Origin of the sequence: Kitasatospora sp. NPDC093806 (genome assembly GCF_040683335.1) — a bacterium.
In the GTDB taxonomy this organism is placed as follows: domain Bacteria; phylum Actinomycetota; class Actinomycetes; order Streptomycetales; family Streptomycetaceae; genus Kitasatospora.
Genome location: NZ_JBFBDO010000075.1, coordinates 16,069 through 42,164, shown reverse-complemented (window position 1 = coordinate 42,164; position 26,096 = coordinate 16,069). Strand labels below are relative to the sequence as shown.

Here is a 26,096-nt window from a genome sequence, read left to right as displayed (position 1 = left end):
GTCAGCCGACGGCGGGCGACCGGCGGCTGACGACCGGCGGCTGACAACCGGCGGCCGTCCGTCAGCGGTGCTGGAAGGAGGCGGGGCGCTTCTCGGCGAAGGCGGCCATGCCCTCCTTCTGGTCGGCGGTGGCGAAGGCGGCGTGGAAGAGGCGGCGCTCGAAGCGGACGCCCTCGGCGAGGGTGGTCTCGAAGGCGCGGTTGACGGACTCCTTCATCATGATCGCCGCCGGCGCGGACATCTCGGCGACCTTCTCCGCGGTGGCCAGCGCCTCGTCGAGCAGCTGGTCGGCCGGGACGATCCGGGACACCAGGCCGGCCCGCTCCGCCTCCTCGGCGCCCATCATCCGGCCGGTCAGGCACAGCTCCATCGCCTTCGCCTTGCCGACCGCCCGGGTGAGCCGCTGCGAGCCGCCGATGCCGGGGATGACACCGAGCTTGATCTCCGGCTGGCCGAACTTCGCGGTGTCCGCCGCGAGCAGGATGTCGCAGAGCATGGCCAGCTCGCAGCCGCCGCCCAGCGCGAAGCCGGCCACCGCCGCGACGACCGGCTTGCGCAGCTCGCCGAGCCGGTCCCACGGGCCCAGCCAGTCGTCCAGGTAGACGTCCGGGAACCGGTTGCCCTGCATCTCCTTGATGTCCGCGCCCGCCGCGAAGGCCTTCTCCGAGCCGGTGATCACCAGACAGCCGATCTCCGGGTCCCGGTCGAACGCGGTCGCCGCGGCCACCACCTCGTTCATCAGCTGGGTGTTGAGCGCGTTGAGCGCCTTCGGCCGGTTGAGCGTGATCAGCCCGACCCGGCCCTTGCGCTCCACCAGGATCGTCTCGTAGGTCTCGGTCATCGCCGTTGACTCCCATTCCGCTGCTCGGCGCCGCCCGGGGCGCGCCTTGGACCACCCAACGATCTCCGAACCGCCCCGCCTCGCGCCAGTCTCGATCCGCGAGACGGTCGTCACGGCCGCCCGGGGGCCCCGGTCTCAGCCCAGGCCCAGCTCATCGCCCTCGCGCGGGGCGAGGAAGCGCGCCACCTCGGCCTCCCCGACGGCCGCGAGCGAGGCCGGGGACCACCGCGGGTTCCGGTCCTTGTCGACGACCTGGGCGCGGATCCCCTCGACCAGGTCGTGGCCGTCCAGCGCCGCGCAGGAGATCCGGTACTCCTGGTTCAGCACCGCCTCCAGCGACGGCAGCACGCGGGCCCGCCGCAGCGCGGTGAGCGTGACCTTGACGGCGGTCGGCGAGTTGCCGAGCACCAGCTCGGCCGCCTCCTTCGCCTCCGGCGCACCGTGCGCGAGCAGCCGCCCGACGATCTCCTCGACCGTGCCGGCGGCGTAGCAGGCGTCGATCCACTCCCGCTGCCCGGCGAGGGCGGCGGGCGGCGCCGGTTCGGCGTGCGCGGCCACCAGCGCCGCGAAGTCACCGGTGGCAGAGGCGAGTTCGGCGAGCAGGGCGGGCACCTTCGCCGACGGCACGAAGTGGTCGGCGAATCCGCACAGCAGCGCGTCACCCGGCCCCATCGAGCCCGAGGTCAGCCCCAGGTGGGTGCCCAACTCGCCCGGGGCACGGGCGAGCAGCCGGCTGCCGCCGACGTCCGGCACCAGGCCGATCCGGGTCTCCGGCATCGCCACCACCGAGCGCTCGGTGACGATCCGCACCGCCCCGTGGGCGGAGAGCCCGACCCCGCCGCCCATCGTGATCCCGTCCATCACCGCGATGTACGGCTTCGGGTAACGGGCGATCAGCGCGTTCAGCCGGTACTCGTCGCGGAAGAAGGCGCGCGTCCCGGCCCCGCCGGCCTTGGCGTCGTCGTGCATCGCCCGGATGTCGGCCCCTGCGCACAGCCCGCGCTCGCCGGCGCCGGTGAGCACCACGGCCCGCACCGCGTCGTCCCCGGCCCACCCGTCCAGCGCCGCCCGGACGGCCGTGATCATGCCGTGGGTCAGCGAGTTGAGCGCCCGCGGCCGGTCGAGCACGATCCGCCCCACCCCGCCGTCCCGGTAGACCTGCACCTCGTCACCCATCGGGCCCGCTCCCGTCCGTCGTCGGTCCTGCGCTGGTCGGCGGCGATCCCGCCGAAGATCCGTGCCGCCGCCACCGTACCTTCGCACCCGGCGCGTCCGGTACCGCGAGCCGGAAAGCCCGGGGGAGGGAGCACAGCGGGCCGGACAGTACGGAGGGCGGCGCCCGGGGGTCCGGGGCCGCCCTCCGTCCGGCGGTGCTGCGGTCGGTGGTGCTGTGGTCGGCGGTGCTGCGGTGGTTGGGGAGGGGCGCGTCAGGGGGCGACGCGGCCGGTGACCTCGCCGAGGCCGACGACCGTGCCGTCCGGGCCGGGGGCGGTCGCGGTGATGGTCACCTCGTCGCCGTCCTCCAGATAGCTGCGGGTCGAGCCGTCCGGGAGCTTGAGCGGCTCCTCGCCGTTCCAGGTCAGCTCGATCAGCGCGCCCCGGGTGTCCCGCTCCGGGCCGCTGATCGTGCCGGAGGCGAACAGGTCGCCGGTGCGCAGCGAGGCGCCGTTGACCGTCATGTGGGCGAGCTGCTGCGCGGCCGTCCAGTACATCGAGGCGAACGGCGGGCGGGAGACGGCGTGGCCGTTCAGCCGGACCTCCAGGGCGAGGTCCAGGCCCCACGGCTCGCCGTCGCGGTCGTCGAGGTAGGGGAGCAGCTCGACGTCGCGGGCCGGCGGGGCCACCCGGGCGTGCTCCAGGGCGTCCAGCGGCACGATCCACGGCGAGACGGAGGTGGTGAAGGACTTGCCCAGGAACGGGCCGAGCGGCACGTACTCCCAGGCCTGGATGTCGCGCGCCGACCAGTCGTTGACCAGGCAGACCCCGAACACGTGCTCGCGGAACCGGTCCTGGGGGACGGGCGTGCCGAGCGTGGACGGCGCGCCGACCACGAAGCCGACCTCGGCCTCGATGTCGAGCCGGCGGCTCGGGCCGAAGGACGGCACGGCGTCCGCCGGCGCCTTGCGCTGGCCGTGCGGGCGGACCACCGGCGTGCCCGAGACCACCACGGTGCCGGAGCGGCCGTGGTAACCGATCGGCAGGTGCTTCCAGTTGGGCGTCAGCGGCTCGGTGCCGGGGCGGAAGATCCGGCCCAGGTTGGTGGCGTGGTGCTCGGAGGCGTAGAAGTCGACGTAGTCGGCGACCTCGAACGGCAGGTGCAGCTCCACCTCGGCGACCGGCAGCAGCAGCGGCGAGAGCGCGTCCCGGTGGGACTCCTCGGTCAGCCAGCGGGTGAGCGAGGAGCGGACCTCGGTCCAGACCGGACGGCCCGCGCCCAGCAGCGGGTTGAGCGAGTCCGCGTCGAGCAGCACGGACGGCTCCCCGGTGGCGCGGGCGGCCGCGCCGGCGTCGAGGACGAAGTCCCCGATCCGGACGCCGATCCGCCGCCGACCCGGCTGGTCGGCCGCGGCGAAGACGCCGTAGGGCAGGTTGTGCACGCCGAACGGCGAGTCCTGGGCGCTCGCGAGCCAGCTGCGGGGGGTGGTCAACGGTCCTCCAGGGGCGGTGGGTTGAGCGATCGGGCGGCGGGGGTCACGGGGTCGGCGACGCCGCGGGCGGGGTGAGCAGGCCGAGGGCGGCCAGGTCGTCGAGCGGCTCGGCGATGCTACAGGTGCCGAACGCGGTGAACGAGTTCCGGATCACCGTGATCTGACGGTCGGTCAGTTCATGGACCGCCGCGGCCAGCACCTCGCCGGAGCGCTCGGCCAGCACCTCCGCCGCCGCCTTCCGGTCGGTCTCGGTGGCGGCCAGCAGGACGTTGAGGAACCCGTGGTGCTCGAAGCCGGTCGCCGGGTCGGTGTACCGGACGGCGTGGTGCAGTCCGGCGGTGCACTTGTACGGCAGTCCGCGCTGCGCGCAGCCGGTGAGGAAGCCGGCCAGCTCGTCCTCGTCCGGGAACGCGCCGGCCACCACCCCGCCGGTGCGGAACTTGGCCCGGTACGGGCTGTCCACCAGCACGTCCAGCACCTCGTCCAGGCCGTCGCCGCGCAGCAGTTCGCGCGGCAGTTCGACCGCGGCGGGCACCGTCGGCGGCAGCAGCAGGTCGAGCGCGGCGACCGCCTCGCGGGCGTCCCGGGTGGCCAGTTCGACGCCGGCCACCTCGAACGGTTCGGCGGCGGCGAGGGCCGGGCCGAGCTCGGCGCTGCCCCCCGGCAGCACCAGCCCGACCCGGAGGCGGGGCCCGGGGCCCGCCACCGCGGCGGCCGCCTCGCCGAGCCGGCCGGCCCCGCAGAGGAACGGCCCGACCGCGTCGGCGTACCAGGCGGACCGGTGTGCGCGGTGCGCGGGCACCGCCTCGGCGACCGGCAGGTTCCCCGGCGGGAACACCGCCGCGTCGTCGAACAGCCCCCGGAACAGCTCGGGGACGGCGGGAGCGGCGGGAGCCGCGGCGTGGGGGGCGCTCACTGCTGCGGCCCCCGACCGGCCCAGGTCCAGGCGTAGTTGGAGTCCTCGCTGGCCCGGCCGCCCTCGCCCAGCTCCAGCGGACGGAAGGTGTCCACCATCACCGCGAGCTCGTCGAAGAACTCCGCCCCGATGGACCGCTCGTACGCGCCCGGCTGCGGGCCGTGCGTGTGGCCGCCCGGGTGCAGCGAGATCGAGCCCTGGCCGATGCCGGAGCCCTTGCGCGCCGCGTAGTCGCCGCCGCAGTAGAACATGACCTCGTCGCTGTCCACGTTGGCGTGGTAGTACGGCACCGGGATCGACAGCGGGTGGTAGTCGACCTTGCGGGGCACGAAGTTGCAGATCACGAACCCGTTGCCCTCGAACACCTGGTGGGCCGGCGGCGGCTGGTGGATCCGGCCGGTGATCGGCTCGTAGTCCGAGATGTTGAACGCGTACGGGTACAGGCAGCCGTCCCAGCCGACCACGTCGAACGGGTGGTGCGGCACCGTGTACCGGGTGCCCGAAATGCCGTTCGGGCCGCGGTGCTTGACCAGCACGTCGACGTCGCCGGCCTCGTCCACCAGCAGCGGTCCGGCCGGGCCGCGCAGGTCCCGCTCGCAGTACGGCGCGTGCTCCAGCAACTGGCCGTACTTGGACAGGAACCGCTTCACCGGGGTGATGTGGCTGTTCGCCTCGATGCAGTAGGCGCGCAGCGGCTCGTCACCGGACGGCACCCAGCGGTGGGTGGTCGCCCGCGGGATGACCACGTAGTCGCCCTTGCCGACCTCCAGCGTGCCGAAGACCGACTCCAGGGTGCCGGAACCGGACTCCACGTACACGCACTCGTCGCCGAGCCCGTTGCGGTACAGCTCGCTCGGCGCCCCGGCGGCGACGTACGAGATCCGCACGTCGCCGTTGCCGAGGACGAGCCGGCGGCTGGACACGACGTCCGCGGACTTCCACTCCTGGCCCGCGAACAGCTCGTGCAGCTTGAGGTGGCGGGGGAGCAGGGGGTGGTTGGGCACCGTCGACTGGTCCGGCAGCTCCCACGGCACCGCGTTCACCACGGCGGACGGGATGCCCCGGTGGTAGAGCAGCGAGGAGTCCGAGGAGAACCCCTCCTCGCCCATCAACTCCTCGTAGTACAGCCCGCCTTCGGGCGTGCGGTGCTGCGTGTGCCGCTTGGGCGGGATGCTGCCCAGCTGTCGGTAGTACGCCATCGTCCTGCTCCTCCCAGACCCGTCCCGTCGCTCAGTCGCTCAGAGGTTCCCGCGGGCGTCCTGCTCGCGCTCGATCGCCTCGAAGAGGGCCTTGAAGTTGCCCTTCCCGAAGCCCAGCGAACCATGCCGCTCGATGAACTCGTAGAAGACGGTCGGGCGGTCGCCGATCGGCTTGGTGAAGATCTGCAGCAGGTAGCCGTCCTCGTCCCGGTCGACCAGGATGCCGCGCTTCTTCAGCTCCTCGATCGGTACCCGGACCTTGCCGATCCGCTCGCGCAGCTCGGGGTCGTCGTAGTACGAGTCCGGGGTGTTCAGGAACTCGATGCCGCGGGCGCGCAGCACGTCGACGGTGGTGAGGATGTCGTTCGTGGCCAGCGCCATGTGCTGGCAGCCCGGGCCGGTGTAGAACTCCAGGTACTCGTCGATCTGCGACTTCTTCTTCGCGATCGCCGGCTCGTTGAGCGGGAACTTCACCCGGTGGTTGCCGCTGGCGACGACCTTGGACATCAGCGCGGAGTAGTCGGTGGCGATGTCGTCACCCACGAACTCGGCCATGTTCACGAAGCCCATGACCTTGTTGTAGAAGGTGACCCACTCGTCCATCTTGCCGAGCTCGACGTTGCCGACCGCGTGGTCCAGCGCCTGGAACAGCCGCTTCGGCGAGCCCTCCGGGTGCTTGACCCGGCTCTCGGCCGTGATGAAGCCCGGCAGGTACGGGCCGTGGTAGCGCGAGCGGTCGATCAGGGTGTGCCGGGTCTCGCCGTAGGTGGCGATCGCGGCGCGGCGCACGGTGCCGTTCTCGTCGGAGACGTCGTTCGGCTCCTCCAGGACGGTCGCGCCGGTCGCGCGGGCGTGCGCGATGCACTTGTCGACGTCCGGCACCTCCAGCGCCAGGTCGACGACGCCGTCGCCGTGCCGGCGGTGGTGGTCCAGCAGCGGGCTGTCCGGGGCGACGCCGCCCTTGATCACGAAGCGGCAGGAGCCGGAGCGCAGCACGTACGCCTTGCGGTCGCGGCGGCCGGTCTCCGGGCCGGAGTAGGCGACCAGCTCCATGCCGAACACGACCTGGTAGAACTGGGCCGTCTGGGTGGCGTTGCCCACGACGAACACGACGGCGTCCTGCGCGGTGACCGGGAACGGGTCGGTGGCGGGGTCGTGCTCGACGAGGCCGACGAGGCGGCGCAGCTGCTCGGCGTCGAGACCGGCCTCGCGCTCCTCGGGGGTCAGCTCAAGGGCGTGGGACTGCGGGGTCATCGGTGGTTCCTCCACATTGAGGCCTCGGCATTGAGGCATCCGCTTGAGGCGGCCGCGCCGCGAAGGGTGGGTACGGGTGGGTGCGGGCGGCTGAGCGGAGAGCTTGCTCCAGTCGGGGTGGTTGGGCAACAGGTCGGGTTTTCACTGTTCAATGTGTACAAGGTGATCAGGAAATCAATGGTCCGGCTGTGCAGAATGCCTGGTCGGGCGGGGGTGTTTCACGAGTTCTGCGTAACGGCCGTCGCGGGTGCCGATCAGCGGGTGGACGGGCGGGGTGGACGGGTGGGGGCGCGGTGGGGCGCGGGTGGGGTCACGACGGTGCGAGGTGGTCGCGGAACCAGTCCCGGGCCAGCTCGGCGACCTGGTCCAGCGTCCCGGGCTCCTCGAAGAGGTGGCCCGCCCGTGGCACCACCGCGAGCTCACTCTCGCAGCGCAGCCGCTCGCGCGCCCGCCGGTTCAGGTCGATCACCACGCCGTCCCGGCCGCCGACGATCAGCAGGGTCGGCGCGGTGACGGCGGCCAGGTGGTCTGCCCCGGCGAGGTCCGGCCGGCCGCCCCGGGAGACCACCGCGCGCACGCCGTCGCCGAGCCGGGCGGCCGTCCACAGGGCGGCGGCGGCCCCGGTGCTCGCGCCGAACAGGCCGAGGGGGAGCGGGCGCCCGGGCGTGTCGGCGGGGGTGGTGGGGGTGGGGATTCCGGTGGGATGGGTGGGGTCGGCGAGTTCGGCGCTTTCGGCGAGCTTGGCGATTTCGGCGAGCTTGGCGATTTCGGTGGGGAGGGTGCGGGCCACCTCGGTCAGTCGGGCGCCGAGCAGATCGACGTCGAAGACGTTCCGCCGGTCCGGCTCCTCGTCCTCGGTGAGCAGGTCGAACAGGAAGGTGGCCAGGCCGGAACGGCTGAGGAAGTCGGCCACGTACCGGTTGCGCGGGCTGTGCCGGCTGCTGCCGCTGCCGTGCGCGAACACCACGATGCCGCGCGCGGCGGCCGGCACCGTCAGCCGCCCGGTGAGCCGGACGTCGCCGACTCGGAGGGTGAGGTCGCGGTCGAAGGGGACGGCGCTCCGCGGGCTCGCGGTTCCGGCGCCGGCTTCGGTGTCGGTTTCGGTGTCGGCTCGGGCGCCGGCTCGGGTGTCGGCTTGGGCTTCGGCGAGGTGGCGGAGGACCTCGGCGTCCTCGGTCTGCGAGAAGTCCGCGTAGAACTCGCCGATCGCGAAGAACGGCGACGGCGTCCCCACGCAGACGAGTTCGTCGGCGACCCCGCTCAGCCGCTCCGTCCAGTCCCGGGGCGCGACCGGGACCGCCAGCACCACCCGCGCCGCGCCCCGCGCCCGCACGATCAGACAGGCGGCCCGGGCGGTCGAACCGGTGGCGATGCCGTCGTCGACCACGACCACCGTCCGCCCGCGCAGGTCGGCGGGCGGCCGGTCGCCCCGGTAACGGCGGGCCCGGCGCTCCAGCTCGACCCGCTCCCGGGCCTCCACGGCGGCCAACTGCTCCGGCGTGACCCCGGCGGGCCGCAGCACCTGGTCGTTGAGGACCCGCACCCCGTCCTCGCCGATCGCCCCCATCCCGAGCTCCGGCTGGTACGGGACGCCCAGCTTGCGGATCACGCAGATGTCCAGCGGCGCGCCGAGCGTGGCCGCCACCTCGGCGGCCACCGGGACGCCGCCGCGCGGCAGGGCGACCACGATGGTGCCGGGGCCACGCAGGTGGCCCAGGCAGGCGGCGAGGCGGCGGCCCGCGTCGGTGCGGTCGGTGAAGTGGGTACCGGTGGCGTGCATGGTTCGGCCTCCCGAGTCCACCGTACGTCCGGCGTACGTCCGGCGGGGGCGGGGGTGGCGGCGGACGGTCCCGGGCGGTCCCGGGCGGGGGCGGGACGCGGATGGGGCCCGCCGCCCGTGTGTCCGGGACGACGGGCGCGCCAGCGTGGACCACAACGCGGCGGTCCGCCCCCCGACGGCCGGTCCGCCCGACCCGCGAAGGAGCCGTCCCGTGTCCATCCCCCAACCCCAGCACCGCCCTGCCGCCGCCGGCGGGCCGCCGCACCCGGCCGACTCGCCGGACCACGGCCCGGCCGAGCGGGCCGCGCCGTCCGCGCGCGCCCTGGACGCCCACGCCCCGGGTCTGCACGCCACCGGCGACCCGGCGAGCGGGGACCCGGCCGCCGGCTGGACGGTCGCCACCGCGCTCCCGGTCAGCTACCGGGTCCGCTTCGTCCCCGGCGTGCTGGACCCCCGGAACCCGGCCCTCGCCCGGGCCGGCGGCCCGCCCGGACGGCGCCTCGTCGTCGTCGACGCCCGGGTGCACGAACTGCACGGCCACCGGCTCCACCGCTACCTCACCGCCCAGGGCGTCGAGTACGAGACGCTGGTCCTGCTCGCCCACGAGCAGGTGAAGACCATGGACGCGGTGTTCCAGGTCGCCGACCGGATGGACTCGTTCGGCATCTCCCGGCGCGGCGAACCGGTGCTCGCCGTCGGCGGCGGCGTGCTGACCGACGTGGTCGGCCTCGCCTGCAGCCTCTACCGCCGCTCCACCCCGTTCGTCCGGGTCCCGACCACACTGATCGGCCTGGTCGACGCGGGCGTCGGGGCCAAGACCGGCGTCAACCACGGCCGGCACAAGAACCGGCTCGGCAGCTACCACCCCGCCGTCGACACCCTCCTCGACCCGGCCTTCCTCGCCACCCTGGACCGGCGGCACGTCGCCAACGGGCTCGCCGAGATCCTCAAGGTCGCGCTGATCAAGGAACCGGGCCTGTTCGACCTGCTGGAACGGCACGGCCACGGCCTGCTCGACGCCCGTTTCCAGACCCCGCGCGTCGCCGCCGCCGTCCTCGGCCGGGCCGTCCACGGCATGCTCCAGGAGCTCCAGCCCAACCTCTGGGAACACCGCCTGGAACGCCTGATGGACTACGGCCACTCGTTCAGCCCCACCCTGGAGATGCGGGCACTGCCCGAACTGCTGCACGGCGAGGCGGTCTGCGTCGACATGGCGCTCACCACCGCGGTCGCCCGGCGACGCGGCCTGCTCGACGCGCAGCAGGCCGAACGGATCCTGCGGCTGATGCGACGGCTCGAACTGCCCGTCTGGCACCCCCTGTTGGAACCGGTCACGCTCGCCGAGGCGCTCGCCGACACCGTCCGCCACCGGGACGGGCGGCAACGGCTGCCGCTGCCGTCCGGGATCGGCGCCGGGGTCTTCGTGGACGACCTGAGCGGGCGCGAACTCGCCGACGCGGCCCGGAGGTTGCGCTCCTGGTCGGCGGCCGACCGGTCCCGCGCGGCGGCCGGGCCGATGGCGGCCGGGATGCCGGAGGGGTGTGAGGCGTGTGCGTAGCGCGGTCGTCGTCGCGGACACCGGCGCGCCGGCCGACGTCCACGGGGTGCACGGCGCGGCCGGGGTCACCCAGTGGGCCTGCCTGGCCCGGCGCGCCGGACTGACCGGGGCCTGGGAGGCCGTCGAGTGGGCGCGGATCCCGGCGGGCGGGGTCAGCGGCGAACACCTGCACACCCGCACCCGCGAGGTGTACGTGCTGCTGGCGGGGGAGGGCGAGGTGACCCTCGACGGCCGCCCGTACCCGGTTCGGGCGGGCGACGCCGTGCTGACGGCGGTCGGCACCCGACACGGGCTGCGCAACACCGGGGCCGGACCGCTGGAGTGGCTCGTGATCGAGCTCCCGGCCGACCCGGTGGGAGGGACGAAGGGGAGCGAGGACGTCGGCAGTACGGTCGTCGCCGACCTGCGGCGGAGCGGACCGCTGGACCCGTCCGCCGTGATCGGCGGACCGCTGCGCCTGCTGCGGCACGTCGAACTGGCGCCGGGCGGACGGGCCGAGCTCGCGGCCGACGGCGTCGAGCACACGCTGTTCGTCACCGGCGGGGGCGGACGGGCGGGCATCGGGGGCCTCCGGGTGCCGCTGCGGGCCGGGACGGCGGTGACCCTGCCGCTCGGCACGGCGGTAGGTCTGGCGGCCGGTCCGGACGGGCTCGGGTACGTCCACGCGGAGCTCACGCTGCCGGGCGGTGAGCGGGGATGATCGTCACCGGAACCGGCGGGCCCAGCCTGCTGGTCGGGCCCGGTGCCCAGCGGATCCGCACCCGCTGCCTGGCCCGGCGGGGCATGCTGCACAGCGAGTGCGAGGCGTTCGAACACATCCGGCTCGGGCCGGGAACCTGCTACGACCTCGCCGGACGCGAGCGCACCGAGGCGGCCTGGTACGTGCTGCGCGGACCGGTCGCGCTGCTCGACTGCCCCGACCACCCGCTGCGCCTGCTCGACCGGGGCGCCCTGCTGCTCGCCCCGCGCGGCGAGTCCGTGCACCTGCACGGCGGCCCGCTGGGTGCGGAACTGCTCTGCCTGACCGTCCTGCCGGGGCGGGTGAGCGCCGCGCTGCCGGAACGGCGGCCGGAGGTGGAGGGGCGCGCGCCGGCGGATGTCGGCTGACAGATGACGGATAACAGATGACGACTGACAGATATCAGATTCTGTCAGTTGCCATCCGTCATCCGTCGTCTGTGTGTGCCGGTCCCGTCCCACGCCGCCCGGGAGCGTCCGGGACGCCCCGGGACGTCGCCCGCAGGCCCGGAAACCCCGGGGGCAGGGGCCCGGCCCGGGGGCGGGAACAGGACGGGACCGGGTTCCCGTGCGGCCGGGACGACAGGCGCCACACCGTGGAGGGCAGAAGCGGCCCGGAACGGACCGCAGGACAGCAGAAGGAGCCCCGTCATGACGGGCACCGTCATCACCGACCTCCGCCGACGCGGCGCCGTGGACCCCAGCCGGGTGTTGACCGGACCGCTCCGCGTCGTCGGACTGCAGTGGCTCGACCCGGGCCGCAGCGTCGAGGTCGCCGCCGAGGGCGTCGAACGAGCCCTCTACATCACGGCCGGTTCGGGAACCGCCACGGTGCCCGGGGCCGAGGACGAGGCCGAGGACGAGACGTCGATGGCCGCCGACTCCGGGATCCCGCTGGTCGAGGGCACGGCCCTGACCCTGCCGCTCGGCGCGTGCACCGTTCTCACCGCCGGAACCGCCGGCCTTGAGTTCTTCCACGCGGTCCTCGCCGTCGCCGGGCACCCGGGCGGTGCCATCGCCCACCCGGCGGCGGACCGTCCGACCGTCGACCACCCGACCGTCGACCACCCGAGCGAGGCGGGCCCCGCCACCGGCCACCCCGCCACGGACCACCCCGACACCGAGGAGTCCACCGCTGACAGCCCGGCTGCCGACCGCCCGGCCGTCGACCGCCCGGCCGTCGACCGCCCGGCCGTCGACCGCCCGGGCGGCGCCGCCGCGAAGCTCCCCGAACAGCCGGACCACCCGGACAACCCCTCCAGCCCGAAGGGAGGCGAGCCCCGGTGATCGTCGCCACCGCGACGGCCTCGGCCGCCGTCATCATCGGCCCCAACGGCGAGCGCGTCCGCCTGCGTTGCCTGGCGCGCCGCTCCATGCTCGCCAGCGCCTGCGAATCCTTCGACCACCTGCGGCTCAGCCCCGGCGCCCGCCACACGCTGTCGGGTCAGCCGGCGGATGAGACCGTCCTCTACGTCCTGCGCGGCTCCCTGCTCATCGGCCAAGTCGCAGAAGAGCCGGACCACTTGGCCGTCGACGGCGATCTGCTGCTGGCGAGCCGGGGTTGCCCGCTCCAACTGGAGGCCGGTCCGCTCGGCGCCGAGGTGCTCTGCCTCGACCTCGTCGCGCCGAGCCGCTCCGCCGCGACCCGCGAGTCCCTGGCCCGGCGGCGCGCCGAACGACGGGGCGCCGAACGGCGGACCCGGCCGTGATCGGGCCTGTCGCCCCACCACCGACCGCCCACCCACCAGCCATCCACCTGACGAACGCCGTCGCGGCGCCGGTCGATCCGGCGCCGCGCGGTGTGACGACGACGGCGCCGCCCACCGCCGAAGGAGACCTCGCGTGATCCTCGTACCCGCAGCCGCACCCCGCACGGCCCCCGCGTTCCGGCGACTGATCGACCCGCAGCACCTGCCGTCCGCGCACGGCGGGCTGACCGTCGAGACCCTGCCGCCCGGCGTCCGCGTCGAGCAACACCCCTCCCGGGTCGGCGAATCGGTGACCCTGGTCCTGTCCGGCGGCATTCGCTCGGCCGGGCGGGTGCTCGGTCCGGGCGAGGGCCTCTACCACCCGCCGGGCAGCTCCTGCGGACTCACCGCCCTGCCGGGCGCGCCCGCCGCCGTACTCACCGTCCGGCCGCTCGCGGTGCCCGGCGACCAGCCCGCGCCGCGCCCGTACCCGGTCCCGTTCGCCCCGCCGAGGCCGGACACCTGCGTCGCCGGGTCGTCCGGCATGGCGGTGCGCTGGCTGGCCACCGACGACACGGTCGGCGCCCGCCGGCTCACCGTCGCCGCCTCGATCTTCACCACCGGCGGCCGCCAGGACCTGCACCGGCACCCGCACGCCGACGAGTTCTTCCTGGTCCTCTCGGGGGGCGGCAGCCACCTCACCGACAGCGCCGAAGTCCCGCTCCGCGCAGGGGACCTGGTGTTCGTGCCGGCCGGCGAGTGGCACGGCTTCCGGACCGGTCCGGCCGGCCCCACCGCCGCCCTCCACGGCTACCTGGGCGCGCCCAGCCTCGCCCGGGCCGGCCACCAGTTCCGCCCGACCGCCGTGCCGGAGGCCGCGTGATGGACACCGCGCACGGCACCCCCGGCCACGGGCCCGGGCGGCGGCCGGACGGGCCGGACGGGCCGGCGCGGCCGCCGTCGGTGGCGATCGTCACCGGCGCCAGTTCCGGCATCGGCCGGGCCACCGCCGTCGCCCTGGCGCGCGCCGGGCACGCCGTGGCCATCGGCTACCGCACCGACCGGGCCGCCGCCCGCCGGACGGCCGCCCTGGCCGGCGGGCGGACCATGCTGCTCCCGCTCGACCTCGCGGACCCGGCGGCCGCCGCCCGGGCCGTCCAGGGGGCCGCCGAACACCTCGGTGGGCTCGACATCCTGGTCAATTGCGCCGGAATCAACCGGCGTTCATCCGTTCTCGACGAGACCCTGGACGACTGGCAGCGGATCCTCACGGCGGACCTCACCGGACCGTTCGCCTGCGCCCAGGCGGCCGCCCGCCGGATGGTCCGGCAGGGGCGTGGCGGGCGGATCGTCAACGTCACCTCCGTCCACGAGTTCGCCCCGATCGTCGGTGGCGCCGCCTACTGCGCGGCCAAGGGCGGGCTGGGCGGACTGACCAAGGTGCTGGCCCTGGAGCTGGCGCCGTACGGGATCACCGTGAACGCGGTCAGTCCCGGCGAGACCGCCACCCGGATGAACGGGGTGCTCGACGACCTCGACCTCGCCGATCTCGCGGACCTCACCGACCGCGCCGGTTTCTCCCGGCCCGCCATCCCGGTGGGTCGGCCCGGACTGGCGGCCGAGGTGGCCGCCGCCATCGTCCACCTGGCCGGGCCGGATGCCGCCTACACCACCGGTATCTCGCTCACCGTCGACGGCGGGCTCAGCCTGATGAGCGCGATCGCCAACCAGCGCGACGCCGCCCACGAGCGGACCGGCGCCGGTTGCCCCGGCCCCGCCGCGTCCGGCTCCGTCCGTCATGCTCCGGAAGGGAGCGCGCCATGACCGGCATCCCCGGCGCCCGCGCGGTGCACCACGTCGCCTTCACCGTCCCCGACCTCGACCAGGCGGTGGCGTTCTTCACCGGCGTCCTCGGCGCCCGGCTGCTCTACCGCCTGGGCCCGATCGCCGCGCCACCGGGCGACCCCGACTGGATGACCCGGCAACTCGGCGTCCACCGGGAGGCGGTGGCGTACATCGCGATGCTGCGGTTCGGGCCGGTCGGCAACCTGGAACTGTTCCAGTACTCCGCCCCGGACCAGCGCCGCGAGCTGCCCGCCAACAGCGACTGGGGCGGCCACCACCTCGCGATCGCGGTCGACGACGTCGACCTGGCCGTCTCCTACCTGCGGTGGCAGCCGGGCGTCAAGGTCCTGGGACAGCCGCAGACCGTCGCCGACGGCGGACCGATCGACGGCGACCGCTGGGTGTACTTCCGCACGCCCTGGGGGCTCCAGTTGGAGGTGCTCGCGATGCCCGCCGGCATGCCCTACGAACGCGCCACCGCCGAGCGGCTGTTCACCCCGAAGGAACGCTGGTCCCGCGTCCTGCCCTGAGGCGCCTCCGCGCACCGAGCCGCCGTCGCGCCCGCCGTCCCGTTCCGGTTCCCGTTTGGGACCGGAACGGGACGGCGGGCCCATGCGCCCGGGGCGTGCCGCCGACCAGAGTGGAGGGCGGAGCGGTCGATCGGCTCGACCGTTCGGAAGTAGAAAGAGTCTGGAGCACCACCCATGGCAACGAACACGGCAACGAAGACGCTCGGCGTCGCGTCCGTACTCGTCGGGCTCGCCACGGCCACCGCCGTCATCCGGAGCGCTGTCGTCAGCGCGGTGGCCAAGCCTGGCCCCGCAGCCGACGCCTCGGAAACCGCGCGGCGCTGCAAGCCGGGCGAGCAGGACTGCAAGGGCTGATCACCCACGGTCGCCCGTCCGTCCTCCCCCGACCATCCGTCCCCCCGCCCCGGCGCCGCCAGCGCCGGGGCGCCGACGGTGCCCGGACGGGCGGCCGATGACAGGTGACGGCGGACGGATGACAGCTGACAGAATCTGAAATCTGAAATCTGTCAGCTGTCATCCGTCAGCTGAAATCTGTCATCCGTCAGTTGTCAGTCGTCCCCCGCCACTCACCGGCAGCCGCTCGCGCCCTGTGTGTGCGAGGGGTGCCGGGGGAGTACCGCCAGGACCCGCGTCCCGTTGTCCGCTGGTTGCCGGTCGATGGTGCAGCGGCCGCCGATCTCGGCCGCCCGGTCCGCCATCGACCGCAGTCCGACCCCGCAGTCCGGCTGCTCGGCGGGCGGCCGGAACTCCCCGAGGCCGATCCCGTCGTCCTGGACGGTCAGCGTCAGGTGCGTCTCGTCCACCCGGAGCGACACCTGGGCGTGGCGGGCCCGGGCGTGGCGCAGCACGTTGTTCAGCGCCTCGGCGGTGATCCGGTACGCGGCCACCTCGACGGCGGCGGGCAGTTCCGGCAGCGGGTCCGGCTGGAGCGTGGCGGTGACGGTCAGCCCGTCACTGCTGAACGTCGCCGCGAGGTGCTGCACGGCCCTGGCGAGGCCGAACTCGCCGAGCGGCGCGGGCCCGAGCCGGTCGGTGATCCGTCGCACCTCCTTGATCGTCATCGCCAGGTCACGGGAGATGCCCCGCAGCGTCTCCGCGAGCCCGTCGCCGGCCCCGTTCCCCGCCGCCCCCGCTCCGGTGTCGGACCCGGCCGGGGCGGAGGTCGGGCCCGCGGTCGAGCCCGCCGCCGAGGCCGCGTTGTCGACCCGCAGCCGCAGCCCCGCCAGGGCCGGCCCGAGCCCGTCGTGGATGTCCCGGCGCAGCCAGCGCCGTTCCTCCTCACGGGCCGCGACGATCTGCTCCCGGCTGGCCTGGAGGTCCTCCAGGAGCTGGAGGGAGGCGACGGCCGGCGAGGCCTGGTCGGCGAGCGACCGCAGGATGCCGACGTCGCTCGGATCCAGTTCCTCCTCGCCCGCCCGCAGGCCGACCGTCAACTCCCCGATCACCGTGCCGTGGTGGACCAGGGCGAAGTCCTGCACCGGCCCGTCCAGCCGTCCGACGGCGGCCAGCGGGCGCCGCCCGGCCCGGGTGCTGACGGTCAGCGCGACGCCCGGCAGTCGCAGTTCCTCCGCGACGGCGGTGCAGAGCGCCGACGGAAGCCGCTCCGGCTCGACCACCTGTCGGACCTGCCCGGCCAGGGTCCGCAACACCTGGTAGGGCTGGGCGCGTTCGCCGTAGTAGAGCCGGTCGACGGCGCCCACGGCCCACCGGGTGACCCGGGGAAGTCCGGTGCCCAACCCGTAGACCAGGGCGATCAGCACCAGCGCCGCCGCGCCCCGGCCGGGCAGCAGCCAGCTGGAGAGCACGGCCGCGCACACCACGAACAGCAGGGTGAGCCCGGTGACGAGCAGCAGTCCGGTGAGCACCGACCGGGCCGCCCGGTCGAGCCGCCACCCGCCGTCCCGCACCACCAGGAACGCCACCGCGACGGCCCACACGGCGCCCGCCGCGGTGAACAGCGAGTAGCTCAGCCAGTATTCGTACTGGAACCGGCGCGTGTAGTAGTCCTGCATGCCCGCCCAGAGCAGGTAGGCGCCCAGCATCGCCGCGAGGTGGGCCCGCCGCCGGGGCCCGGCGGTCGAGCCTCCCGAGCCTTCCAAGCCTCCCGAGCCGGCCGAGTCCGGCCGGGCAGCCTGGGCGGGCCGGAGCAGGCGGACCAGCAGGACGGCGGCCGCGATGCCGATCAGCAGGTAGTTGACCGGGTCGTAGAGGCTGTCGAGGTGGTCCGACACGGAGCCGAAGAAGCCCGTGACCGCCCCGCCCGCGAGCGGGTTGGGGCGGCCGAAGACCGTGGTCCGGTCCAGGAACGACATGCTGTCCGGCAGCACCCAGAGGGTGACCGCGCCGATGTACCACCACCACTTGCGGGTGGTGAGCCGACCGGCGGGCAGCCAGAGCGGCAGCACGTAGAACAGGCTCTGGCTGACGGTGTCGCAGACCCCGCGCACGATCGCCGCCGCGCCGACGATCCCGGGGTCGGAGACCTCCACCCAGACCGGTGCGGCGGTGGCGCTCGGCAGCATGGACGTCAGCGCGTAGAGGAGCATCACCCAACCGAGCGGATTTCCCGGCCGGTGGGCGTGCAGGAGCATCCCCGCGCCGGCCGTGGGCAGCGCGTAGAGCAGGATGGCGAGCTGGTCCCGGGGGGCCTCCACGCCGGGGTCGCCGAGGTGGACCAGCACGTAGCAGATCCACAGCGTGGCGATGGCCAGGCAGAGCGCGGTGACGGCGGCGGCGCCGGTCAGTTGTCGCTGGGCGGGCGTCCGGAGTGGCGCGATCCCGGCGGATGTCCGCGGCCGGGGGCGAGGGGAGATCACCGTGGTCATGGCACCGCCTAGGGACGGGTGGGGATGGGGTCCACCGGCGGCGGCCGGTCGCCGGGCCGGGCGCTCCCACCAGTCTCGGCCGCCCGTCGTCCCGGGCGCATGGGGCAGTGGTCTCGTCCGTCACCGGGAGGCCACACCGAGCCACCGCGGGCCGCACCGCTTCCCGAGCGCCCGCACGCCGCCCCGACGATCGCCCACCGTCGACCGTCCGCCCACCGCCGATCCGGCCGTCCGGGCCGCCGATCACCGGTGTGACCTGCCCCGACGGCCGCCCAGCCGACCATGCATGTCACGGAAAGTCACGGTCACATCGCTGGTAGTGTCGGCCGGGTGGATGAAGAGCAGCCCGCCGAGGAATCCCGGCAGTCGGAGCAGGACCCGGACCGCACTCCGGGGGAGGAGCCGGACGCCGCGCCCGTCCGGGTGCTGATCGTCGACGACCACCCGCTGTTCCGGGAGGGCCTCAAGGCCGCCCTCGAAAGCGCCGAGGGCATCGTCGTGGTCGCCGAGGCCGAGCGCGCCGGCGACGTCCCGGACGCGGTCGCCCGCCACCGCCCGGACATGGTCGTGATGGACCTCTCCCTGCCGGACGGCTCCGGCCTGGAGGCCACCCGTCGACTCTCCGCCGAGCAGCCGGCCCCGCCGGTGCTGATGCTCACCATGGCGGACGACGACGGCAGCCTGCTCGCCGCCCTCCAGGCGGGCGCCCGCGGCTACCTGGTCAAGGGCGCGGGCCGGGAGGAGGTGCTGCACGCCGTGCGGACGGTCGCGGCCGGCGGCGCGGTGTTCGGCGCGGACGTGGCCGAACGGATCACCACCCTGCTGGCCGGTGCCCGGGTGCGGGAGGCCGGGCAGCTCTTCCCGGCGCTCACCGCGCGCGAGGCGGAGGTCCTGGACCTGGTGGCCCGGGGGCTCGACAACCGGCGGATCGCCCGTGAGCTGGTGGTCGCGGAGAAGACCGTGCGCAACCACGTCACCCACATCTTCGAGAAGCTGCACGTCGCGACCCGCGCGGAGGCGGTGGCCCGGGCCCGTGACATGGGCCTCGGCGACGGCTGACCCCGCGCCCGCGTGTCCCCCTCCCGCCGTGCCCCCCGCTTCGCCCTGCCCCCGCTCCGCCGGGCCGGGGCAGGCCGCTGGGGCCCGGACCGGACCGCCGCCCCGCGCTTCCGGGACGGCGGGACGCGCAGGATGCGGAGGAACGGAGGACGCGGGGGAGGAGGCCCTGATGAGTGAACCGGCCGTCACCCCGGCCAGCGGAGGCCGGGCCGTCACCACCCCGGCCCCGTCGACGGCCGCGTCGACGACCCCGCCGACCCCTGCCGCCCGGACGAACCCGACCGGACCGCCGAGCCCGGGCGCCCCGTCGAAGCCGCCGGTCGCCCCCTGGCGGACCGCCCTGGCCCCGGCCTACTGGACCTGCGGCGCGACCCTGCTCAGCGGACTCGGCTGGGTCCTGCTCGCCGTCACCCACCAGGACGCCGCCTGGGCCGCGCCGTTCTACCTCCACGACGGCGAGACCGTCCTCCTCGGTTTCGCCTTCTCACTCTCCGGGCTGCTCATCCTCGCCCACCGCGCCGGCCCCGTCAGCCCTGCCAGCCCCGGCGGCCCCGACGACCCCGCGCGCCCGGGCGCCGGCCCGCCCGGACCACCGGCCGGCCGCAGCCTCGGCCGCTGCCTGCTCGCCGCCGGCTTCGGCGGCTGCCTCTCCCGCTTCGTCCTCCTGGCCGGCGCGGTCGCCGACGCCGGACCGGTCACGGAGGTGGTCGGCGCGGCACTGCTGCTCGCCTCCGTCACCCTGTTCATCTTCGTCTCGCTCGCGCTCCCGCTCTGGCTGCCCGAGGGGCGCCTGCCCGGTGGCGCGGGCCGCGGCTACGTCGCCGCCGTCGCCCTCTGGAGCGCCCTGCACGCGTGCGCCGTCCGGCTCGGCAGCCGGCTCCCGTACTTCAACGACGTCCTGCTGCCCGGCGACGAGGGGCTGCCGCTGGACGAGTGGCGGGCGACCCTGGTCGCCTGGGGCATCGTCGCCGTCAGCCTGACCGTGGCCGCCGTCCGCTGGCGGCGCTCCGCCCGCCCGCACCGCAGCGTCACCGCCGTCCTCGTGCCCTACCTGATCTGGCTGGTCACGACCAACATCGCGCTGCGGATCGGGACTTCGGAGAGCGTCGCGGCGGTCGCCTACTTCTCCGGGTCCGCGCTGTGGATGCTCGGCGCGGTCGGCTACGCCTTCACCCGCGACCGTTCCCACTACCTCGACCGGGCCACCCGCCGGATGCTCAGCGTCCTCGCCCTCACCGCCCTGCTGATCGCCGGCTACCTCGGCATCGCCCTGCTGCTGCGCCGCGCCCTGCCGCAGGCCAGCAGCGCGGGCGCGCAACTGCTGGCGGCCGGAGCGCTGGCCATCGGCGGACTGCTCGGACCGACCACCCGCTGGGTGGTGCGCGCCGTCGACCGCTTCTACTACGGCGACCGGGCCCGCCCCTACCAGGTGGTGCGGGCGCTCGCCGAACGGCTGAGCCGCGCCGTCAGCCCCGCCGACGCGCCGCCGCTGCTGTGCGACACCGTCGTCAACGCGCTCGGCCTGCCCGGCGCCCGGGTCGTCCTGCACACCCGCACCGGGCCGCACGAACTCGCCTCGCTCGGCTCCATCGGCCCCAACAGCCAGGTGTTCCCGCTCAGTTACGAGGGCGCGGTGATCGGCGACCTGTACGCGCCGCCGCGCGCCGGGCAGCCCGAGCTGGACGTGCAGGACCACGAAGTGCTGCGGTTCCTCGCCGACCAGGCCGCGCCCGCGATCGCCTCGCTGCGGATGTACGAGGAACTGCAGCGCGGGCGGCGACAGATCGTGCTGGCGCGGGAGGAGGAGCGCCGACGGCTCCGGCACGACCTGCACGACGGGCTCGGGCCGACGCTCTCCGGTCTGCGGCTCGGCGTCGACACCGCGCGCGCCGCCGTGCCCGAGGACTCCGCGGCGGCCCGTTCGCTGCGCGCGGTGTCGGCCGGGATCGGGCAGGCGATCGACGAGCTGCGGCGGATCACCGAGGGGTTGGCGCCGGCCGCGCTGGCGGGGGAGGGGCTGGCGGTCGCGCTGCGGCGGCTGGTGGCGGAGCTGGACGGGCCGCGGGTGCGGATCGCGCTGGTGCTGGATCCGGATCCGCCGCCGGTGCTGCCCGCGGCCGTCGAGGTCGCGGCGCTGCGGATCAGCGGGGAGGCGCTGCACAACGTGCTGCGGCACTCGGGCGCGGGGCAGGCCCGGTTGACGCTGCGGGTGCGGGCGGAGGAGGTCGCGGTCGAGGTGTGGGACGACGGCTGCGGGTTCCCGCCGGAGGCGCCGGGCGGCGGGGGCGGAGCCCGAGGGGGCGGTTCGGGCGTGGGACTCCGTTCGATGGCCGAGCGGGCCGAGGAGCTGGGTGGCGGCTTCATGACGGGCAACCACGACGGTGGCGCCGTCGTCCGCGCCGTCCTGCCCCGCACACCGGACCGGTCGCCGGGCGACTGACAGCTGACAGAATCTGAAATCTGAAATCTGAAATCTGTCAGCTGTCATCCGTCAGTCGTCAGCTGTCAGTCGTCACCCGTCATTTGTCGGCCGCCGGCCACCCCGCCGCCTCCCTGCCCCTTGACGGACCCGCGCCTTCGCTCAATCATCATGGTCGCGTCAACTTTACGGCGAGGCGGGCCCCCGCGCCCCCTCAGCACTCCCACGCCGCCCGCGAGATGACGCGCTTCCGATCTGCCCCACCAGAAACCGGAGCCCCCATGACCGAGCGCGTTCCGCGGCGATCCCGCCTGCGCCGATCCGCCCTGCCCGTCGCGGCCGTCGTCACCCTCGCGGCCGCCCTCCTCGCCCCGGCCGCCGCCGCGGCCCCCACCGTGCCGCCGGCCCAGGCGGTGGCCGCGTCCACGACGGTCGCGGCCGCCCCCGACATCCCGGTCGCCAACGTCAAGGCGCACCTCGCCCAACTCCAGTCGATAGCCACCGCCAACGGCGGCAACCGGGCCCACGGCCGGTCCGGCTACAAGGCCTCGATCGACTACGTGAAGGGCAAGCTGGACGCGGCCGGCTACACCACCACCCTGCTGACCTTCAGCTACAACGGTTCGACCGGCTACAACCTGATCGCCGACTGGCCCGGCGGCGACACCTCGCACGTCGTCATGGCCGGCGCCCACCTGGACTCCGTCACCGGCGGCCCCGGCATCAACGACAACGGCTCCGGCTCGGCCGGCGTCCTGGAGACCGCGCTCGCCGTCTCCCGGGCCGGACTCAAGCCCACCAAGCACCTGCGGTTCGGCTGGTGGGGCGCCGAGGAGTACGGCATGGTCGGCTCCAAGAACTACGTCAACGGCCTGGGCGCCACGGAGCGTTCGAAGATCGAGACCTACCTCAACTTCGACATGATCGGCTCGCCCAACCCCGGCTACTTCACCTACCGCTACGACAGCGCGCTCGACGCCCTGTTCCGCGATTACTTCGCCGGCCTGGGCATCAGCACCGAGCAGGACTTCGAGGGCGACGGCCGCTCCGACCACGCCCCGTTCCAGAACGCGGGCATCCGGGTCGGCGGCCTGTTCAGCGGCGCCGACTACACCAAGACCAGCGCTCAGGCGGCGAAGTGGGGCGGGACGGCGGGCCAGCCGTTCGACCGCTGCTACCACTCCTCCTGCGACACCAGCGCCAACATCAACGACACCGCGCTGGACCGGATGAGCGACGCCATCGCGTACGCGATCTGGACCCTCGCGGCCGGCAGCACCACCCCGCCCACCGGCACCGTCTTCGAGAACACCGCCGACGTGCAGATCCCGGACAACGGCGGCGCGGTGACCTCCGACGTCGCCGTCACCGGCCGGACCGGCAACGCCCCGGCCGCGCTCCAGGTCGGCGTGGACATCAAGCACACCTGGCGCGGCGACCTGGTCATCGACCTGGTCGCGCCGAACGGCACCACCTTCCGCCTGAAGGACGCCAGCGGCAACGACTCCGCGGACAACGTGCAGACCACGTACACGGTGGACGCCTCCGCGGTGGCGGCCAACGGCACCTGGAAGCTCAAGGTCCAGGACATCGCCTCGCAGGACACCGGCTACATCGACAGCTGGAAGCTCACCTTCTGACGGACACCCGTGGGTGCCGGCCCGCCGGCCGGCACCCACGGGAGCAACCGGCTACGCGGGCATCTCGTACGCGCCCGAGAGCGCCTCGACCATGCCCCACACCTTCGCCGCCCGCGCGCCGTCCGCGACCGGGCGGCGGACGTGCGCCAGCGCCCAGGCGGCCTGCGCCTCCGTGGTCGACGCCTTGCCGTGCAGCTCGGTGGCGTGCGCGGAGAAGTCCCGCACCAGCGCGTCGAAGATCTGGTCCAGCAGGTCCGCGTCCAGCCCGGTGAGCTCGGCCTGCTCCAGCACCAGCTGGCCGTAGACGATCAGCGCGAACAGCTGGCCGATCTCCAGCAGGAAGTCCAGGTCCGCCTGCTGCTCGGCGCTCGGCGCGTGGCTGAGCAGCAGCTCGCAGAAGCCGTCGGCCTGCTCGCGGAACCGGGCGACGTTCGGGACGTGCGCGTGCGCGTCGTAGGCGGTCCGCCAGTCGTGGAAGCGGATCGCGCCGAGGCCGCGGGCCGGGCCCTGGCGGAACAGGAACTCGTCGTCGGTGGCGTCCAGCCGGCTCGGCACCGGCGCGTACTCGGCCGGGTCGAACAGGTAGTTGGCCATGAACTTGAGGATCAGCGCCAGGTTGACGTGGACGGTGCCCTCCAGCTTCGGCAGGCCCCGGATGTCCTTGGCGGCCTTGTCGAAGTAGGTGTCCGCCTCGAAGCCCTTGGCCGCGATGACGTCCCACATGAGGTCGATGACCTTCTCGCCCTCGGTGGTGACCTTCATCTTGGTCATCGGGTTGAAGAGCAGGTAGCGGCGGTCCTCGGGGGAGGCGGTGCGGAAGTAGTCCACCGAGCGGGCGGCGAACAGCTTCATCGCCGCCAGTCGCGCGTAGGCGTCGGTCAACTCCCGGCGGACGTGCGGGAAGTCGGTGACCTTCTTGCCGTAGAGCACCCGGTTGTGGGCGTGCGTGACGGCCTCGTACATGGCGTGTTCGCAGATGCCGACGGAGGCCGTGCAGAGGTTGAACTTGCCGACGTTGACGGTGTTCAGCGCGGCGTCGAAGGCGGCCTTGCCGGTGTGCAGGACGTCCTCGGCCCGGACCGGGTACTCCTCCAGCCGGAACTCGCTGACGTACATCTGGGCGTTCACCACGTTCTTGACCAGGTGGTACGCCTCGTGGCGGCTGTCCGCGGCGAAGAAGACGTAGCCCTCCGGGCCCTCGACGTCGGAGCGGCGGCCGAACACCGAGACCAGGCCGGCCACGTTGCCGTTGCCGATGTAGTACTTGGAGCCGGTGGCGGTGAAGCCGCCCTCGCCGTCCGGGGTGAGGATCATGTCGGTCGAGTAGATGTCGGCGCCGTGGCTGCGCTCGGAGAGCCCGAACGCCATCACGTGCCCCTCGGACAGGAGCTTCGCCGCGCGCGCCCGGACCGCCTCGTTCTCGCTCTGCCAGACCGGGCCGAGGCCGAGGATGGTGACCTGCCAGGTGTACCAGTAGCCGAGGCCGTAGAAGCCGAGGATCTCGTTCAGCTCGGCGATCCGCGCGGTGTCCCAGCGCTTGTCCGGGTCGGCCGCGGACGGCGTCAGGAACTCCGCGAACAGGCCTTCCTTGGCGGCGAATTCGAGGAAGTCGGCGTACCAGGTGCGGTCGATGTAGGTGTCGATCAGCGCCTTCTTGCCGCGCGACTCGAACCAGTCCACGGTCGCGCGCAGCAGCCGGCGGGTCGGCTCGTCGAACTGCGCGGGGTCGTAGGTACGCGGGTTGAAGAGCATCGCGGGCTCCCGGGGGGGTCGAGGGTGGTTCGGAACTTCGGAGGGAACTTCGGGGGATGTCAGGGGGACATCAGGGGGACGTCAGTCACTGGGCGCGGTGGGGGTGCCGGCGCCGTCGGCGACCAGCTCGCGCAGGGTGGCGAGGACGTCGTCGAGCCAGGCGAGCGTCATCCGCTCGTACTCGATCCCGCCGCGCAGCACCACGTGCTGGAGCCGTTCCCGGGGCGCGAGCGCGTCCGGTGCCGGGAAGTCGCGCTGTTCGCCGTGCAGGTAGCGGGCGAGCAGCGTGGCGTGGCTCTCGCGGTGCCGTTCGACCTCGGGGATCAGCGCCGCCGGGTCGTCGAAGGCGGCCGCGCGGATCCGGACGGCCAGTTCGTGCCGGACGGTCTCCGGTTCGACGGGTTCGCGCAGCCACGCGGCGAGCGCGGTCCGGCCGGGCGGGGCCGCCGAGTAGACCTTCTTGTCCGGTCGGCCGTCCTGGGCGACCTCCTCGGCGCGGACCCAGCCGTCCGCCTCCATCCGCCGCAGCACCCGGTAGATCTGCTGGTGGGTGGCGGTCCAGAAGCGGCCGATGGACCGGTCGAAGCGCCGGGCCAGTTCGTAGCCGGAGCCGGGCCGTTCCAGCAGCGAGACGAGGATCGCGTGCTCCAGTGCCATGACCGGCATCCTGCTATGCAACGAGTTGCATACGCAATGGCGACAGGCGGCGGTGAGACGGAGGTCACCCGCGGCGGCCGGGACGGCGCGGAGGGTGACACGTGGCGGGCAGGGTAGCTTCCCCGGCGAAAAGGTGCAAAACGGCCGAACGGCGACAGAATGGTACTGGGCTAGAGCCCTCCATGTTCCAGACCTAGGAGGTGGTATCGGTGTCTACCCAGATCCCGATGGGCATGGAGCACCATCCGGACATCGTCGAACTCCGGGAGCACTACGAGCGGGTCACCCTGACCCCGCAGGCCCAGGGCATCGAGGCCCTGGCCGTTCTCGCCGGCCTGTTCCTGGCGGCCTCGCCATGGATCGTCGGCTTCACCGCCTTCAGCACGCTGACCGTCACCTGCCTGATCGTCGGTCTCGCCTACTGCGTGCTGATGGCCGGCTACGGCTCGGCGTACGAGCGCACCCACGCACGGGCCTGGGCGGCCACCCTGCTCGGCGCGTGGACGATCATCTCCCCGTGGGTCGTCTCGGGTGAGGTGGACCGCGGCAAGAACATCGTCACCTGCATGATCGCGGGCGGCGTGATGTTCCTGCTGGGGCTCGCCGCCATCTCGATGGCCACCATGACGTCGAACGGAGCAGCGATGAGGCGCGGCCGGGCCGGCCGAGCCAGGGGCTGACGGACACCGGAAGCCCGGCACCCGGGGCGTGGAGCGGCGAGGCCGCCCTCCGCGCCCCGGGCGCGTC

General features: G+C 74.1%; 23 protein-coding genes. 13 read left to right on the top strand and 10 right to left on the bottom strand.

The features are described from left to right. Positions 1-61: 61 nt before the first annotated feature. From AB0N76_RS28145 to AB0N76_RS28115, 7 genes are all read right to left on the bottom strand, one after another. The gene (locus tag AB0N76_RS28145; protein WP_363561693.1) at positions 62-841 is read right to left on the bottom strand and encodes an enoyl-CoA hydratase; all 780 of its coding nucleotides are present in this window, start codon (positions 839-841) and stop codon (positions 62-64) included. 135 nt (positions 842-976) lie between these two features. Beyond that, positions 977-2,017: an enoyl-CoA hydratase/isomerase family protein gene (locus tag AB0N76_RS28140; protein ID WP_363561691.1), complete on the bottom strand. Its 1,041-nt coding sequence runs from the start codon at positions 2,015-2,017 to the stop codon at positions 977-979. A gap of 251 nt (positions 2,018-2,268) precedes the next feature. Next, positions 2,269-3,489: a fumarylacetoacetase gene (gene fahA, locus AB0N76_RS28135; protein ID WP_363561689.1), complete on the bottom strand. Its 1,221-nt coding sequence runs from the start codon at positions 3,487-3,489 to the stop codon at positions 2,269-2,271. A 43-nt stretch (positions 3,490-3,532) separates the two neighbouring features. Next, positions 3,533-4,405, bottom strand: coding sequence for a hypothetical protein (locus tag AB0N76_RS28130; RefSeq protein ID WP_363561687.1), 873 nt, complete (start codon positions 4,403-4,405; stop codon positions 3,533-3,535). Next, positions 4,402-5,604, bottom strand: a complete 1,203-nt coding sequence (locus AB0N76_RS28125; RefSeq protein WP_363561685.1) for a cupin domain-containing protein — start codon at positions 5,602-5,604, stop codon at positions 4,402-4,404. The genes AB0N76_RS28130 and AB0N76_RS28125 overlap by 4 nt, the downstream gene beginning before the upstream one ends. A 39-nt stretch (positions 5,605-5,643) precedes the next feature. After that, the gene (hppD, locus tag AB0N76_RS28120; protein WP_363561683.1) at positions 5,644-6,858 is read right to left on the bottom strand and encodes a 4-hydroxyphenylpyruvate dioxygenase; all 1,215 of its coding nucleotides are present in this window, start codon (positions 6,856-6,858) and stop codon (positions 5,644-5,646) included. A gap of 310 nt (positions 6,859-7,168) precedes the next feature. Beyond that, the gene (locus AB0N76_RS28115; protein WP_363561681.1) at positions 7,169-8,638 is read right to left on the bottom strand and encodes a phosphoribosyltransferase family protein; all 1,470 of its coding nucleotides are present in this window, start codon (positions 8,636-8,638) and stop codon (positions 7,169-7,171) included. 211 nt (positions 8,639-8,849) lie between these two features. Between AB0N76_RS28115 and AB0N76_RS28110 the strand changes: the two genes are divergently transcribed. The 9 genes from AB0N76_RS28110 (at position 8,850) to AB0N76_RS28070 (ending at position 15,351) form a co-directional block, all read left to right on the top strand. Continuing rightward, positions 8,850-10,196, top strand: coding sequence for an iron-containing alcohol dehydrogenase (locus AB0N76_RS28110; RefSeq protein ID WP_363561679.1), 1,347 nt, complete (start codon positions 8,850-8,852; stop codon positions 10,194-10,196). Further along, positions 10,189-10,896, top strand: a complete 708-nt coding sequence (locus AB0N76_RS28105; RefSeq protein ID WP_363561677.1) for a cupin domain-containing protein — start codon at positions 10,189-10,191, stop codon at positions 10,894-10,896. The genes AB0N76_RS28110 and AB0N76_RS28105 overlap by 8 nt, the downstream gene beginning before the upstream one ends. Further along, complete coding sequence (locus AB0N76_RS28100) at positions 10,893-11,303, top strand: hypothetical protein (protein ID WP_363561675.1); 411 nt, start codon at positions 10,893-10,895, stop codon at positions 11,301-11,303. The genes AB0N76_RS28105 and AB0N76_RS28100 overlap by 4 nt, the downstream gene beginning before the upstream one ends. Positions 11,304-11,585: 282 nt before the next feature. Next, a complete protein-coding gene (locus tag AB0N76_RS28095) occupies positions 11,586-12,221 on the top strand; it encodes a hypothetical protein (protein WP_363561673.1) in 636 nt (211 codons plus the stop codon). Then, a complete protein-coding gene (locus AB0N76_RS28090; RefSeq protein ID WP_363561671.1) occupies positions 12,218-12,643 on the top strand; it encodes a hypothetical protein in 426 nt (141 codons plus the stop codon). Before AB0N76_RS28095 ends, AB0N76_RS28090 begins: the two co-directional genes overlap by 4 nt. Before the next feature lie 133 nt (positions 12,644-12,776). Further along, positions 12,777-13,505, top strand: coding sequence for a cupin domain-containing protein (locus AB0N76_RS28085; RefSeq protein ID WP_363561669.1), 729 nt, complete (start codon positions 12,777-12,779; stop codon positions 13,503-13,505). Then, the gene (locus AB0N76_RS28080) at positions 13,505-14,446 is read left to right on the top strand and encodes an SDR family oxidoreductase (RefSeq protein WP_363561667.1); all 942 of its coding nucleotides are present in this window, start codon (positions 13,505-13,507) and stop codon (positions 14,444-14,446) included. The genes AB0N76_RS28085 and AB0N76_RS28080 overlap by 1 nt, the downstream gene beginning before the upstream one ends. Next, complete coding sequence (locus AB0N76_RS28075; RefSeq protein ID WP_363561665.1) at positions 14,443-14,997, top strand: VOC family protein; 555 nt, start codon at positions 14,443-14,445, stop codon at positions 14,995-14,997. Before AB0N76_RS28080 ends, AB0N76_RS28075 begins: the two co-directional genes overlap by 4 nt. 174 nt (positions 14,998-15,171) lie before the next feature. After that, on the top strand, positions 15,172-15,351 hold the full coding sequence (locus AB0N76_RS28070; RefSeq protein ID WP_363561663.1) for a hypothetical protein: 180 nt from the start codon (positions 15,172-15,174) through the stop codon (positions 15,349-15,351). A gap of 212 nt (positions 15,352-15,563) precedes the next feature. On the opposite strand, the gene AB0N76_RS28065 is transcribed toward AB0N76_RS28070, so the two are convergent. Further along, positions 15,564-17,822 (bottom strand): ATP-binding protein, encoded by a 2,259-nt coding sequence (locus AB0N76_RS28065; protein ID WP_363561661.1) that lies wholly within the window; start codon positions 17,820-17,822, stop codon positions 15,564-15,566. Positions 17,823-18,245: 423 nt separating this feature from the next. Between AB0N76_RS28065 and AB0N76_RS28060 the strand changes: the two genes are divergently transcribed. The 3 genes from AB0N76_RS28060 to AB0N76_RS28050 all read left to right on the top strand — a co-directional run bounded on the left by AB0N76_RS28060 (position 18,246) and on the right by AB0N76_RS28050 (position 22,940). Then, positions 18,246-18,881, top strand: a complete 636-nt coding sequence (locus tag AB0N76_RS28060) for a response regulator transcription factor (protein ID WP_363561696.1) — start codon at positions 18,246-18,248, stop codon at positions 18,879-18,881. Between the two features lie 169 nt (positions 18,882-19,050). Continuing rightward, on the top strand, positions 19,051-21,321 hold the full coding sequence (locus AB0N76_RS28055; RefSeq protein ID WP_363561659.1) for a histidine kinase: 2,271 nt from the start codon (positions 19,051-19,053) through the stop codon (positions 21,319-21,321). Between the two features lie 260 nt (positions 21,322-21,581). Continuing rightward, positions 21,582-22,940, top strand: a complete 1,359-nt coding sequence (locus AB0N76_RS28050) for a M28 family metallopeptidase (RefSeq protein ID WP_363561657.1) — start codon at positions 21,582-21,584, stop codon at positions 22,938-22,940. Positions 22,941-22,991: 51 nt separating this feature from the next. On the opposite strand, the gene AB0N76_RS28045 is transcribed toward AB0N76_RS28050, so the two are convergent. Together AB0N76_RS28045 and AB0N76_RS28040 are read right to left on the bottom strand one after the other, a co-directional pair. After that, entirely contained in the window at positions 22,992-24,692 is a 1,701-nt protein-coding gene (locus AB0N76_RS28045; RefSeq protein ID WP_363561655.1) for an acyl-CoA dehydrogenase family protein, read from the bottom strand. Between the two features lie 81 nt (positions 24,693-24,773). Then, positions 24,774-25,349: a PadR family transcriptional regulator gene (locus AB0N76_RS28040; protein ID WP_363561653.1), complete on the bottom strand. Its 576-nt coding sequence runs from the start codon at positions 25,347-25,349 to the stop codon at positions 24,774-24,776. A gap of 209 nt (positions 25,350-25,558) precedes the next feature. Here AB0N76_RS28040 and AB0N76_RS28035 point away from each other — a divergent pair, with 209 nt between their 5' ends. After that, the gene (locus AB0N76_RS28035) at positions 25,559-26,029 is read left to right on the top strand and encodes an SPW repeat protein (protein ID WP_363561651.1); all 471 of its coding nucleotides are present in this window, start codon (positions 25,559-25,561) and stop codon (positions 26,027-26,029) included. Positions 26,030-26,096: the final 67 nt, after the last annotated feature.

What these genes read in the sequence shown, in the direction of transcription:
- AB0N76_RS28080 (WP_363561667.1), top strand. Translation starts at nt 13,505, where the DNA reads ATGGACACCGCGCACGGCACCCCCGGCCACGGGCCCGGGCGGCGGCCG.
- AB0N76_RS28145 (WP_363561693.1), bottom strand. Translation starts at nt 841, where the DNA reads ATGACCGAGACCTACGAGACGATCCTGGTGGAGCGCAAGGGCCGGGTC.
- AB0N76_RS28095 (WP_363561673.1), top strand. Translation starts at nt 11,586, where the DNA reads ATGACGGGCACCGTCATCACCGACCTCCGCCGACGCGGCGCCGTGGAC.
- AB0N76_RS28065 (WP_363561661.1), bottom strand. Translation starts at nt 17,822, where the DNA reads ATGACCACGGTGATCTCCCCTCGCCCCCGGCCGCGGACATCCGCCGGG.
- AB0N76_RS28055 (WP_363561659.1), top strand. Translation starts at nt 19,051, where the DNA reads ATGAGTGAACCGGCCGTCACCCCGGCCAGCGGAGGCCGGGCCGTCACC.
- AB0N76_RS28045 (WP_363561655.1), bottom strand. Translation starts at nt 24,692, where the DNA reads ATGCTCTTCAACCCGCGTACCTACGACCCCGCGCAGTTCGACGAGCCG.
- AB0N76_RS28100 (WP_363561675.1), top strand. Translation starts at nt 10,893, where the DNA reads ATGATCGTCACCGGAACCGGCGGGCCCAGCCTGCTGGTCGGGCCCGGT.
- hppD (WP_363561683.1), bottom strand. Translation starts at nt 6,858, where the DNA reads ATGACCCCGCAGTCCCACGCCCTTGAGCTGACCCCCGAGGAGCGCGAG.
- AB0N76_RS28115 (WP_363561681.1), bottom strand. Translation starts at nt 8,638, where the DNA reads ATGCACGCCACCGGTACCCACTTCACCGACCGCACCGACGCGGGCCGC.
- AB0N76_RS28140 (WP_363561691.1), bottom strand. Translation starts at nt 2,017, where the DNA reads ATGGGTGACGAGGTGCAGGTCTACCGGGACGGCGGGGTGGGGCGGATC.
- AB0N76_RS28050 (WP_363561657.1), top strand. Translation starts at nt 21,582, where the DNA reads ATGACCGAGCGCGTTCCGCGGCGATCCCGCCTGCGCCGATCCGCCCTG.
- AB0N76_RS28070 (WP_363561663.1), top strand. Translation starts at nt 15,172, where the DNA reads ATGGCAACGAACACGGCAACGAAGACGCTCGGCGTCGCGTCCGTACTC.
- AB0N76_RS28040 (WP_363561653.1), bottom strand. Translation starts at nt 25,349, where the DNA reads ATGGCACTGGAGCACGCGATCCTCGTCTCGCTGCTGGAACGGCCCGGC.
- AB0N76_RS28125 (WP_363561685.1), bottom strand. Translation starts at nt 5,604, where the DNA reads ATGGCGTACTACCGACAGCTGGGCAGCATCCCGCCCAAGCGGCACACG.
- AB0N76_RS28075 (WP_363561665.1), top strand. Translation starts at nt 14,443, where the DNA reads ATGACCGGCATCCCCGGCGCCCGCGCGGTGCACCACGTCGCCTTCACC.